Annotated in this window: 12 protein-coding genes; 9 read left to right on the plus strand and 3 right to left on the minus strand. The window is 68.4% G+C overall.

All coding sequences use genetic code 11. The annotated features are described in order from the left end of the window. Nucleotides 1-75 precede the first annotated feature (75 nt). Entirely contained in the window at nucleotides 76-318 is a 243-nt protein-coding gene (locus NX782_RS25615) for a KGG domain-containing protein (RefSeq protein WP_230026080.1), read from the minus strand. A 338-nt stretch (nucleotides 319-656) separates the two neighbouring features. Here NX782_RS25615 and NX782_RS25620 point away from each other — a divergent pair, with 338 nt between their 5' ends. From NX782_RS25620 to waaF, 6 genes are all read left to right on the plus strand, one after another. Further along, complete coding sequence (locus NX782_RS25620) at nucleotides 657-1,724, plus strand: hypothetical protein (RefSeq protein ID WP_258848334.1); 1,068 nt, start codon at nucleotides 657-659, stop codon at nucleotides 1,722-1,724. Between the two features lie 165 nt (nucleotides 1,725-1,889). Continuing rightward, nucleotides 1,890-2,879, plus strand: coding sequence for a glycosyltransferase family 4 protein (locus NX782_RS25625; protein WP_258848335.1), 990 nt, complete (start codon nucleotides 1,890-1,892; stop codon nucleotides 2,877-2,879). A gap of 20 nt (nucleotides 2,880-2,899) precedes the next feature. Next, entirely contained in the window at nucleotides 2,900-4,183 is a 1,284-nt protein-coding gene (locus NX782_RS25630; RefSeq protein WP_441295309.1) for a glycosyltransferase, read from the plus strand. An 8-nt stretch (nucleotides 4,184-4,191) separates the two neighbouring features. Continuing rightward, on the plus strand, nucleotides 4,192-4,944 hold the full coding sequence (locus NX782_RS25635) for an SDR family oxidoreductase (protein ID WP_258848337.1): 753 nt from the start codon (nucleotides 4,192-4,194) through the stop codon (nucleotides 4,942-4,944). Beyond that, complete coding sequence (locus NX782_RS25640; RefSeq protein WP_258848338.1) at nucleotides 4,941-5,504, plus strand: D-glycero-alpha-D-manno-heptose-1,7-bisphosphate 7-phosphatase; 564 nt, start codon at nucleotides 4,941-4,943, stop codon at nucleotides 5,502-5,504. The genes NX782_RS25635 and NX782_RS25640 overlap by 4 nt, the downstream gene beginning before the upstream one ends. After that, nucleotides 5,501-6,649 (plus strand): lipopolysaccharide heptosyltransferase II, encoded by a 1,149-nt coding sequence (waaF, locus tag NX782_RS25645; RefSeq protein WP_258848339.1) that lies wholly within the window; start codon nucleotides 5,501-5,503, stop codon nucleotides 6,647-6,649. The genes NX782_RS25640 and waaF overlap by 4 nt, the downstream gene beginning before the upstream one ends. A 37-nt stretch (nucleotides 6,650-6,686) precedes the next feature. On the opposite strand, the gene NX782_RS25650 is transcribed toward waaF, so the two are convergent. Continuing rightward, nucleotides 6,687-8,135 (minus strand): SGNH/GDSL hydrolase family protein, encoded by a 1,449-nt coding sequence (locus NX782_RS25650; RefSeq protein ID WP_258848340.1) that lies wholly within the window; start codon nucleotides 8,133-8,135, stop codon nucleotides 6,687-6,689. 157 nt (nucleotides 8,136-8,292) lie between these two features. Continuing rightward, complete coding sequence (locus tag NX782_RS25655; protein ID WP_258848341.1) at nucleotides 8,293-8,703, minus strand: hypothetical protein; 411 nt, start codon at nucleotides 8,701-8,703, stop codon at nucleotides 8,293-8,295. 117 nt (nucleotides 8,704-8,820) lie between these two features. On the opposite strand from NX782_RS25655, the gene NX782_RS25660 reads away from it, so the two are divergent. The 3 genes from NX782_RS25660 to NX782_RS25670 all read left to right on the plus strand — a co-directional run bounded on the left by NX782_RS25660 (nucleotide 8,821) and on the right by NX782_RS25670 (nucleotide 11,528). Further along, nucleotides 8,821-9,531 (plus strand): LexA family transcriptional regulator, encoded by a 711-nt coding sequence (locus NX782_RS25660; protein WP_258848342.1) that lies wholly within the window; start codon nucleotides 8,821-8,823, stop codon nucleotides 9,529-9,531. Nucleotides 9,532-9,540: 9 nt separating this feature from the next. Continuing rightward, the gene (locus NX782_RS25665; RefSeq protein ID WP_258848343.1) at nucleotides 9,541-9,831 is read left to right on the plus strand and encodes a hypothetical protein; all 291 of its coding nucleotides are present in this window, start codon (nucleotides 9,541-9,543) and stop codon (nucleotides 9,829-9,831) included. A 92-nt stretch (nucleotides 9,832-9,923) separates the two neighbouring features. Continuing rightward, on the plus strand, nucleotides 9,924-11,528 hold the full coding sequence (locus tag NX782_RS25670; protein WP_258848344.1) for a response regulator: 1,605 nt from the start codon (nucleotides 9,924-9,926) through the stop codon (nucleotides 11,526-11,528). Nucleotides 11,529-11,568: the final 40 nt, after the last annotated feature.

Raw genomic sequence — 11,568 nt, forward strand, 5'->3', positions numbered from 1 at the left:
AAAACGGGGAGCTTCCGCTCCCCGCTATGGTGACCTTGGATGGACGGCGCCGCCACCGCCCGCCGGCCGGCCTGCTTACTGCTTGTTGCCGCGCGATCCGCCGCGCGACGAGCCGCCCGATGCCGACTGGCGGTTGCCATGGCTCATGCTGCCTGCGCGACGGGCCTCTTCCGAGGTGAATTCGTGCGCCGTGCCCTTCTGGTGAGCGGCCTTGCCGCCCTGGCTGGCGATCTCGCGCTGACGTTCAGGATCCATCGACGCAAAACCGCGATTCTTGGTACCGCCACTCTGTTTGTTGCCCTGGTTGTTCGAAGCCATGGTGCTCTCTCCTCTTTGCACGATAAAACCGCCGCGTCCTGCGGCAGGCCTGCTCCAACGCTCTCGACAGATCTTGATGAGCGTCAGTCGGAATCATCTTATGCAGCGAGGATGGATGAGGCTATAGGACGTTTTCAGATGACTTTGTAGGACAATATGAGACAGAAAATGCACAATTGAAAGTAACTTCCAGTAGAAAATATGGCAAGCCCGTGGTGGGCTTGGGGTCGTCAGTAATCGTCCTACATTCACCTGCTGCCTCTTCCTATACTGAAACTGCCATTCGGCGCGCATTATCTTAGTGAGAATGCAATCGTTCCAGTTGAAAGGAGACGACCATGGACGCGAACCAACGCAGCGAAGTCAACAACCAGACGAATAACGTCGCCAACGAAAAATGGACGCCCGGCGCCAAGGGCAAGACCGCGGACGAAGGACCGCTCGACCATACTTATCCGAACGGCCTCGGCGTGCAGCAGCAGGGCAACCAGGGGCTGGACACCATGGGCACCCAGCAGACCGGCGCCGGCCCGGGCGCCCAGCCGGGCGGCATGGGCGGCCGCGATGACGGCGGCAACCAGTCCGTCACCCCGGGCGGCTCGATGCAGACGCAGATGAACGGCGGCTCCGGCCCCGTGCAGGGCATCACCGACAGCCACCAGCGCCAGATGGAACAGAAGTCCGGCGCCTACGGCATGCTGGAACAACCGATCGGGCACCGTCCGAAAGATTCCGGCGTGAACGTGACCGAGGGCCACGACATGCACCGCGACGTGGTGCGCGGCACGATGGCCTCGCAGAACGCCAACCAGCCGGATCTGCAGGGCGGCTCGCTGGGACCGAACCATGGCGCCGGCAACATGCAGTCGGGCCGGACCGTATCCGGCAGCGCACAGGGCAGCATGCAGGGCGGCACCAGCGGCGGCGGCATGCACGGGCCGCAGAGCGCGCCGACCAGCCTGAACGCGGGCTCCGCGACCGGCAACCGCCAGCAGACCAGCAGCCTGTACGTGTCCGATAACTCGACCCGCAATGGCGGCGGCATGCGCGGCCCGCTGGACGGGTCGGACGCCAATGGCCAGGAAGCCCAGCGCGGCAACACCCAGCTCGGCGTGTCCGGCTCGGGATCGATGGCCAACCAGGCGCCCAGCATCGGCGGCGTGCACCAGTCGAACGACGTGGCCGGCGGCCTGCCGCGCTCGCCGGGCAACACCGGCGCCAACAATGCGGCCGGCAGCACCGACCGCGCCGGTTCGCAGACCGGCGCCGGCGCGGCCGACAGCGGACCGCCTGCGCACGACTCGAACGATGCCGCCGGCGGCTACCCGCGCAGCCCGGGCTATGCCAACAAACTGGCTGGCGACCAGAACATGGACGACGACACCGGCTTCAAGCGCAAGCCTTAATCCGGCCTCATCCTCCTCGAAACGCGCCTGGGTCGCCACCCCGGCGCGTTTTCTTTTCCAGCCCGCACACGACGCTTGACGCAGATTCAGGCATTCGGTGTGCAAGGGAACCCTGCCATTTCCACCCCGGTCGAACCCGTCACATCATTCATACGGGGGAAGGCCATGCGCCGCCTGAACATCCTGACCTGGCACACGCACGGCAGCTACCTGTATTACCTGTCCCACGTTCCGCACGAATTCCACGTGCTGGCCAAGCCCGGCCGCCCGCCAGGCTACGGCGGGCGTTGCGGCCCCTTCCCCTTCGGCCCCAACGTCCACGACCTGCCGGCCGAGCAGGCGCGCGAACGGGAATTCGACTGCATCCTGTTCCAGGAAGACCATCACTGGGAAAAGGACCAGTATGAATTCCTGACCCCGGCCCAGCGCGCCCTGCCCCGCATCTACCTCGAGCATGATCCGCCCGGTATTGCCGTCACCGGCGGCGCCACGCCACGCCAGGCCTGGCCAAGCGACACCCGCCACCTGGTCGGCGATCCCGGCACCCTGCTGGTCCACGTCACGCCCTTCAATGCCCTGATGTGGGACAGCGGGCGCACGCCCGTGCGCGTCATCGAGCACGGCGTGACGATCCCGCCGGGCGTGCGCTACAGCGGCGAGCGCGAGCGCGGCCTGACCATCACCAACCACCTGGCGCGGCGCGGCCGGCGCATGGGCGCCGACCTGTTCGCCGCGCTGCGCAGCGAATTGCCGCTCGACCTGCTCGGCATGGGCGCCGCCGAGATGGGCGGCCTGGGCGAGATCGACCATCCGGCGCTGCCGGCCTTCGCCGCGCGCTACCGCTTCCTGTTCAGCCCGGTCCGCTACTCCACCCTGAGCCTGTCCACGCTGGAAGCCATGATGAGCGGCATGCCGGTCGTGGCCCTCGCCACCACCGAGATGGCGACCGTCATCGAGCACGGCGTATCGGGCTATGCGGTGACCGATGCGCGCCAGCTCGGCCCCTGCATGCGCGCGCTGCTGCAGGACCCCGGCCTCGCGCGCAGCCTGGGCGAACGCGCACGCCGTACCGCGCTCGAGCGCTTTTCGATCGCCCGCTTCAGCGCCGACTGGGATGCGGCGCTGCGCTACGTGACCAGCCAGGACGCCACATGAAACTCGACGACGCTCCCCACATGAAGCGCATCGCCCTGATCAGCGACCACGCCTCGCCGCTGGCATCGCCCGGCAGCATCGACTGCGGCGGCCAGAACGTCTACGTGGCCCACCTCGCGCGCGAACTGGCGATGAGCGGCCATCTGGTGGACGTGTTCACGCGGCGCGACGCCATCGGCCAGAAGCAGCTGGTGCACTGGCGCGACAAGGTCCGCGTGGTGAACGTGCCGGCCGGCCCGGCCCACCATGTGCCGAAGGAGCAGCTGCTGCCCCACGTGCAGGCCTTCGCGCGCTTCACCACGCGCTTTGCGCGCCACCAGCCGGCCCCGTACGACATCGTGCACGCCAACTTCTTCATGTCCGGCATGGTGGCCCAGCACCTCAAGCAGATGCTCGGCATCCCCTTCGTGATCACCTTCCACGCGCTCGGCCAGGTGCGGCGCCTGGCGCAGGGCGCCGACGATGCCTTCCCGCCGGCGCGCATGCGCATCGAAAGCCTGCTGATGCAGCAGGCCGACCGCATCATCGCCGAATGCGCCCAGGACCGGCTGGACATGGAACAGCTGTATGGCGCCAGCCCGGCCCGCATCGCGGTCGCGCCCTGCGGCTTCGATCCGGCCGAGCTGTGGCCGCATGACCGGCTGGAAGCGCGCAGCGCTCTCGGCCTCGAATCCGGCGCCGACCGCTTCACCGTGCTGCAGCTGGGGCGCATGGTGCCGCGCAAGGGCGTCGACACCGTGATCCAGGCCCTGGCCCTGCTGCGCTCCCGGCACGAGATCGAGGCCGAGCTGCTGGTGGTCGGCGGCGACATGCATCCTGGCGGACGCGACGGCCCCGAAATCGCCCGCCTGCGGGCCCTGGCTGCGCGCCTGGGCGTGCTGGGGCATGTGCGCTTCGTCGGCCAGAAACCGCGCGCCGAACTGCGCACCTGGTACAGCGCCGCCGACGTGTTCGTGACCACACCCTGGTACGAGCCCTTCGGCATCACGCCGGTGGAAGCGATGGCCTGCGCGCGTCCGGTGATCGGCGCCGAAGTGGGCGGCATCAAGAGCACGGTGGTCGACGGCGGCACCGGCTTCCTGGTGCCCTCGCGCGATCCGCAGGCACTGGCCGAGCGCCTTGCCACCCTGCAGCGCAATCCCGGTCTCGCCCGCAGCATGGGCGAGGCCGGACTGAGGCGGGCCTACCGCCACTACACCTGGCGCAGCGTCGCCGAGCAGGTCGCCGCGGTGTATGCCGCGGTGCTTGCCGAATCGCAGCCCGACGCACCGGCGCGCGCCGCCATCGATCTGACCCAAACCTAGGAGCCAGCATGGGCGAACCATCCATCACCTCTGTCACCGACGCCCTGCAAGGCAGGACCGCCTTCATCACCGGTGCCGCCAGCGGCCTCGGTGCGGCACTCGCGAATGCGCTGGCGGCCGCCGGCGCCGATATCGTGGCAGCCGACATCCGCCCCGGCGCCCTGCGGGAGCTGCTGCCGCGCCTGCGCGCGCACGGCGTGCGCGCCGAAGCCGTCGAGCTCGACGTGGCCGACCCCGCACAGGTCCACGGCGCCATCGAACACACGCTCGAGCGCATGGGGCGCCTCGACATCCTGGTCAACAACGCCGGCACCGACGTCACCCTGCCGATCGACGAACTGAGCGAAGAGGACTGGTTGCGCGTGATCGGCACCAACCTGAACGGTCCCTTCCTGCTGGCCAAGCAGGCGGCCCTGCACATGCGCCGCCAGGGCGCCGGCGACATCGTCAACATCGCCTCCACCGCCGCCAAGCGCGCCTGGCCGAACGCCAGCGCCTACCACGCCAGCAAATGGGGGCTGCTGGGCCTGTCGCACGCGCTGCATGCCGAACTGCGCCCGCACAACATCCGCGTCACCGCCGTGGTGGCCGGCGGCATGCGCACGCCCTTCCTGCTGGACCGCTTCCCCGAGCTCGATCCCGAGGTGCTGCAAGACCCGGCCGACGTGGCCTATGCCATCCTCGGCGCCCTGCTGCTGCCGCGCGCCAGCGTGGTGCCCGAACTGACCGTGCTGCCGGTGCGGGAGACGTCCTGGCCATGAAAGCGATCTTCCTCGACAAGGACGGCACCCTGGTCGACGACCTGCCCTACAACGTCGAGCCGCAGCGCATCACCCTGAGCAGCGGGGCGGGCGCTGCCCTGCGCCTGCTGTCGCGGCTCGATTACCGCTTCTTCGTCGTCACCAACCAGGCCGGCATCGCCTTCGGCCGCATCCAGGAGCCGGCCATGGAGATCGTCTACGACCGCCTGCAGGACCTGCTGTTCCGCGAGCAGCTCACGCTCGATGGCTTCTATTACTGCCCGCATCATCCGGACGGCAGCGTCGGCGCCTACGCACGCGACTGCCATTGCCGCAAACCGATGCCCGGCCTGCTGCTGCAGGCGGCGCAGGACCATGGCATCGACCTGCGCTCGTCCTGGATGATCGGCGACATCCTGCACGACGTCGAAGCCGGCAACCGCGCCGGCTGCCGCACGGTGCTGATCGATAACGGCAACGAAACCGAATGGCGCCTCGGCCCGCGCCGCATCCCGACCCGCATGGCGCCCGACCTGTATGCCGCGGCGGTGCTGATCGCCGGCCATGGGGACGCCGCATGACAGCCAGCGGCAGGCCGGAAACCAGGGCGCGCTGGGCACAGGCGCGCCGCATCCTGTGTGTGCGCCTGGATGCCCTCGGCGACGTCCTCATGTGCACGCCGGCGCTGCGGGCGCTGAAGGAGGCCGTGCCTGGGCGCAGCCTGACCCTGCTGACATCGCCGGCCGCCGCCGCCGCCGTGCCCTTCATCCCGGAAATCGACGATGCGATCGTGCTGGCGGCACCCTGGATGAAGCTCGACGCGCCGGCCGATCCGGACGCGCTGCGTGCACTGGCCACGACCCTGGCCGCACGCCGCTTCGATGCGGCGGTGGTGTTCACGACCTATACCCAGAGCGCCCTGCCGGCGGCGATGCTGTGCTGGCTGGCCGGCATCCCCTTGCGGCTGGCCCACTGCCGCGAGAATCCCTACCACCTGCTGAGCGACTGGGTCGAGGAGCCGGAGCCGCACACGCTGGTACGGCATGAGGTGCAGCGCCAGCTTGCGCTGGTGCGGCATGCAGGTGCTGTGCCGTTGCCGGGATCGAAGCTGTCGCTGTCCTTTGCGCTGCGCGCCGCCGACCTGGCCGCCGTGCGGGCGCGCCTGCAAGGGATCGGCATCGACGCGGACCGGCCCTGGGTTCTTCTCCATCCGGGCGCCAGCGCCGCCTCGCGCCGCTACCCGGCGGGGCACTGGGCGCGGGCGCTCGGGCTGCTGGTGCGACGGACCGGCCTGCCGGCGGTGCTCACCGGCAGTGCCGCGGAAGGCCCGCTCATCGAGGAAATCCGCGCCGGCTGCGGGGTGCCGTCGCATTCGCTCGCCGGAGAGCTGAGCCTGGGGGAACTGGGCGCCGCGCTGCGTCTCGCGGCCGTCGTGCTGACCAACAACAGCGGACCGGCCCACGTGGCGGCGGCGGTCGGCACGCCGGTGGTCGACCTGTATGCGCTGACCAATCCGCAGCATACGCCCTGGCACGTGCGCAGCCGTGTGCTCTTCCAGGACGTGTCCTGCCGCTTCTGCTTCAAGAGTGCCTGCCCGGCCGGCCACCACGCCTGCCTGACGGGCGTGGCGCCGGAACGCGTGCTGAATGCGGCGCTGGAACTGCTGGCGCCGCATCCGCCGCTTCCCCGGATCGAGGAAGCCGATGCCGGGCTCGCTGCCGACTAGGCGCGCGCGCCCAGGCGAGGCCGGCTGCGCGGCCGGCTCAGCGCTTCGCCGCAGCGCCGGTGGCAGCGGTGCTGCCCAGGCTGCGGAACAACTGCAGCGGGATCGCATTCGCCATCGCCTGCATGCCCAGGTCGTTCGGGTGCAGGTGGTCGCCGCTGTCGTAGGCCGGCAGCATGCGGGTCGGATGGCTGGGATCGCGTACCGCGCGGTCGAAGTCGATCACGCCGTCGAACTCGTCACCGGAGCGGATCCAGTTGTTGACGCCCTGGCGGATCTGCTCTTTCTCCGGCGAGTAATAGCCGGGGAAGACCGTGCCCTCGAAAGGCGTCAGCGTGGCGCCATACACCGCGATGCCCTTGGCGTGGGCGCGCGCGATCAGTTGGCGGTAGCCGGCGATCAGCTCGCCCACGGTCGGCTCTTCCGAAGTCGGGATGGTGCCGGTGCCCGGGTGGCCGATGTCGTTGATGCCGATCAGGACCACCATGTAGCGCACGCCGGCGGTGGCGATCACGTCGCGGTCGAAGCGTTCCAGCGCGGCGCGGCCGAACAGCGGCTGCTCGCCCGGATCGCGCAGCAGGCGGTTGCCGCCGATGCCGCGGTTGACCACGCCCAGGCCGGTGCCCCAGGCGACCAGGCCGGAGCTGTCGGCCACTGCCTTGGCGGCCGGCCCGCGCGCCGCCGCGCCGCCCAGCGCATCGCGCGCGGTCTGCAGGCGCAGCGCCAGCAGGTCGGGCCAGCGGTGATTGGTGTCGAGCGTGGTATTGGCGCCGTCGGTGATGGAGTCGCCCAGCGCCACGATGGATGCCGCGCCCGGTGCGTTGACGTCGACCTCGGTCAGGAAGGGCCAGGAAGTGATCGTGCGATCGGTCGGGAAGGTGGCGGCACCGGTGAAATTGCCGGGCAAGGAGACGTAGTTGGTCTGGAAGGCCGAGCCGTGGATGGTGGTGGCTTGCACGCTGCCCGGCAGGTGCAGGCTGATCGCCAGGTCGGACAGGGCCGGCACGTCGAGGTCGACCGGGTCGGACAATACCGGTGCGCCGGGCGGGATCGTGATCGAGCGGTTGCCGCTGAAGGTCAGCACACGGTCGCTCCCGGCGACGATGCTGGCGCCGCTCTGGCGCAGCGCCACATGGGCCTCGCCGATACGCAGCGGGGCCGTGCCGAAGGTATTCGATACACGAATCCGGACCGATTTCCCTCCGATACTGGTGTGCACGATCAGGCGCAGGGTCTGGTCGTTGAAGGTTTGGGTCTGGGCTGCCAGCGGCGGGCCGGCCGGGCCGGTGCCCCAGGTACCCACCCAGTGCTCGGTATTCCAGCCGGACTGGGCAATGGCCGGCAGCGAAGGCAAGGCCATGCCAGCCATCGCCAGCAGGCTCGCGGCCAGCAGGCTGCGCCGGCGGCGGCGCCAGGCACGCAGGTCGGGCGACAGCGCGGCCGCGGCGCGGTGAACCAGTTCGGAAAGGGGTAACAACTTGCGCTTCATGGTGGACTCCTCGTTAGATTGGCATGGCAGGCTCCAATCTAGCCATCCATAGCGGCCCCAACAAGACAGGTTCGGCGCCAACTCTTGCGCTATATCGAGGAGTCTGCCTGAACCTAATGCGGATCGGAATCTATATTAACGTGGCGCAAGAGCTTGCTTACAATGTTTCCCGCACATGCCGTACTGCCTCGGCGGCATCGTGCGCGATCTCGGCAATATCCTTGCTGCGGCGGCGCTCGAACCACAGCAGCAGCGCGCCCACGATCCACCACGCCGGCAGGCCGGCCAATACCAGGAAGGGTGTGGCGGCCAGCAGCACGCCGAGTTCGGCCGGACCGCCGGCCAGGATCGCGAACTGCCCGCTCGATGCGAACAGGGCCGGCCACCAGCAATAGCCGGCAATCGCCAGGCAGGGCCCGGCCACCGCGCAGGCCAGCAGCGTACAGGCGAAGCGCGCAGCCGCCTCGCGCCCCGACTTCGGCCACAGGAACAGGAAGCCCAGGCCAGTGGCCGCCAAACCGGCGACGAGCGGGACAGCAGCGAGCTTCAGATAAAAAATCGCGATCATGACGTGTCTCCCGACGTTGATTATTGCCTTGTAAAGGTTTAGTATTCGATACGAGTATAGAACTCTAAACTGATCTTCGTCAAGAACACTACACCAATTGAGTTTAGGATGCTAAACATGAATTCCCTGGCTGAACGACTGAGCCTCATCCATCGCGACTTGCCCGAACTGGAGGGCGAGCGCGGCCAGACCGGCCTGGTCAAGGCTTCCGGCGCCTCCAAGAGTGTCGTCAATCAATGGCTGACCGGGAAGATCAAGTCGATGGATATCCGCTACGCGTTGAATATCGAGCGCGAACTCGGCTTTTCCCACATCTGGCTGATGACCGGCGAAGGCGATCCGCGCCACGCGCCGCTGCACGGCGTCAAGGAAGCGATGCCGGTGCGCGCCGCCGCCAACGACGACGCCGACTTCGTCCAGATCCAAATGGTCAAGCTGCGCCTGTCGGCCGGCATCACCGGTTTCCAGACCGAGCCCGAACAGCGCGAAGGCGGCACCCTCGGTCTGCGCCGCTCCTGGATCGAGCGCCACCAGATGCGCCCCGAGCACTTGATCGCAATCCTGGTCAAGGGCGAGAGCATGGAGCCCTCGCTGTACGAGGACGACATCGTGATCATCAACACCCGCGACACCAAACCGGTCGACGGTGCCGTGTATGCCTTCAACTATGAGGGCGAGGCCGTGGTCAAGCGCCTGGTACGCGACGCCGGGCAGTGGTGGCTGACCTCGGACAACCCGGACCAGCGCCGTTACCACCGCAAGCTGTGCAAGGGCGCCGAATGCCTGCTGATCGGGCGCGTGGTGCGCAAGGAAAGCGACCGCATCTGAGGCGGCAGGATGAAGATCGGGGTTGCGGTGACGGTGCTGAAGGGCGTGCGGGTGGCGGTGGCTTTCCCGCCGCCGGCCTGGGTCGTACCGGGCATGGGCGATGCCCTGCTGGCGCGGCTGCAGCCCCATTTTCCAAATCTGCCGCTGATGCTGGCCGCGCTGCAGCCGCACGGCGTACGCAGCCACGCCGCCTTCCAGGCTCAGGCCCTGGTCGAGGGCGCCGACCTGGGCGCATTGCCGCGCATCGAGATCGACCTCGATCGGCCGCCGCCGGCGCCGGACCAGCCGCCGCCCTTCTAGCCCCGCACGATACGAATCAAATTGCTGCAATACTGCAACTTTGCTATCCTGCGCGGCCAACACGAATAAATACGATCCGGAGACAATTTCCCATGTTCGCGCGTCCCAGGATCCTGGTCGTCAACGACGACCACGCCAGCCTGCTCGCCTTGACCAGTCTGCTCGACCTGTGGGCCGAGGAGCTCAACTATACGGTCGTCAGCGCGCGCTCCGGCCACGAAGCCTTGCGCCAGGTGCTGCTGCATGACTTCGCCGTCATCCTGCTCGACGTCAACATGCCGGACATGAACGGCTTCGAGACCGCCGAGGCGATCCAGCAGCATCCGCGCTCGGCCGAAATTCCCATCATCTTCGTCACCGCCTACCAGGCCGATGAGGTGGCACGCCTGCACGCCTACCAGCGCGGCGCCGCCGACTTCCTGTTCACGCCGGTCATCCCGCAGATCATGCGCGCCAAGGTGTCGGTCTTCGTGACCATGGCCCAGAAGAACGAGGAACTGCGCCGCCAGACCGCCGAGCTCGGCAAGCACACCGAGGAACTGGTCGACATCAACGGCCGCCTCACGCGCGAAATGGAAGAGCGCCATGCGGTCGAGCGGGCCAGCCACGCCAAGGACGAGTTCCTGGCGATGCTGGGACACGAGCTGCGCAATCCGCTGTCGGCGATCAACAGCGCGGCCTCGCTGCTGGGCATGCCCGCGCTCACCGCCGAGATCGCCCAGCGCGCCCGCAACATCGTCCAGCGCCAGACCCGGCAGCTGAGCACCATCGTCGACGACCTGCTCGACCTGTCGCGCGCGATGTCGGGCAAGGTGGAGCTGGCGCGCCGTCCACTGGATCTGTCGCGCCTGGTCGGCACCTGCCTCGCCACCTACCGCGCAACCGGCCGCGCCGACCTGCACGCGCTGCAGGACAAGCTGACCCCCGTGTGGGTGGACGGCGATCCGGGCCGCCTCGAGCAGGTGGTCTCGAACCTCCTCGAGAACGCCCTGAAATACACGCCGCCAGGGGGCAGCGTCGATGTATCGGTGCAGCAGGCCGGCACGGATGCCGTGATCGTCGTGAAGGATACCGGCATCGGCATTGCTGCGGATCTGCTGCCGCGGGTGTTCGACATCTTCATGCAGGCGTCCAGCGCCCTCGACCGCTCCCAGGGCGGACTCGGCATCGGCCTGTCGCTGGTGCGCCGCCTGGTCGAACTGCATGGCGGTGCGATCGACGTCCACAGCGATGGCGCCGGCCAGGGCAGCACCTTCACGGTCCGCCTGCCGGCGACCGCGCCGCTGGCGGCCTCGCCGTCCCCGGAGCAATCGGAGCGCCTCGCCGCGAAACCGAGCGTGCTGCTGATCGACGACAACGACGACGGCCGTGAAATGATGGCGCTGACGCTCGGCGCCAAGGGCTACGAGGTGCGCCAGGCCGGTGACGGCATCCGCGGCATCGCCGAGGCGTCCGCGAACCCGCCGCAGGTTGCGCTGATCGACATCGGCCTGCCCGGCATGGATGGTTATGAGGTGGCGCGGCGCCTGCGCCGCGACCCGGCTATGCGCGGCATCCGGCTGGTGGCGCTGACCGGTTATGGGCTGGTGAAGGACCAGAATCTGGCGCTGGAGGCCGGCTTCGATTTGCATCTGGTGAAGCCGGTGGCGACCGACAAGCTGTGTGGGATTATCGACGGGCTGGCGGGACGCGAATAAGGTCGCTGGGCCTGGAAATGAAAAAAGCCAACCCGAAGGT

It is taken from the genome of Massilia norwichensis (assembly GCF_024753245.1).
Classification (GTDB): domain Bacteria; phylum Pseudomonadota; class Gammaproteobacteria; order Burkholderiales; family Burkholderiaceae_D; genus Telluria; species Telluria norwichensis.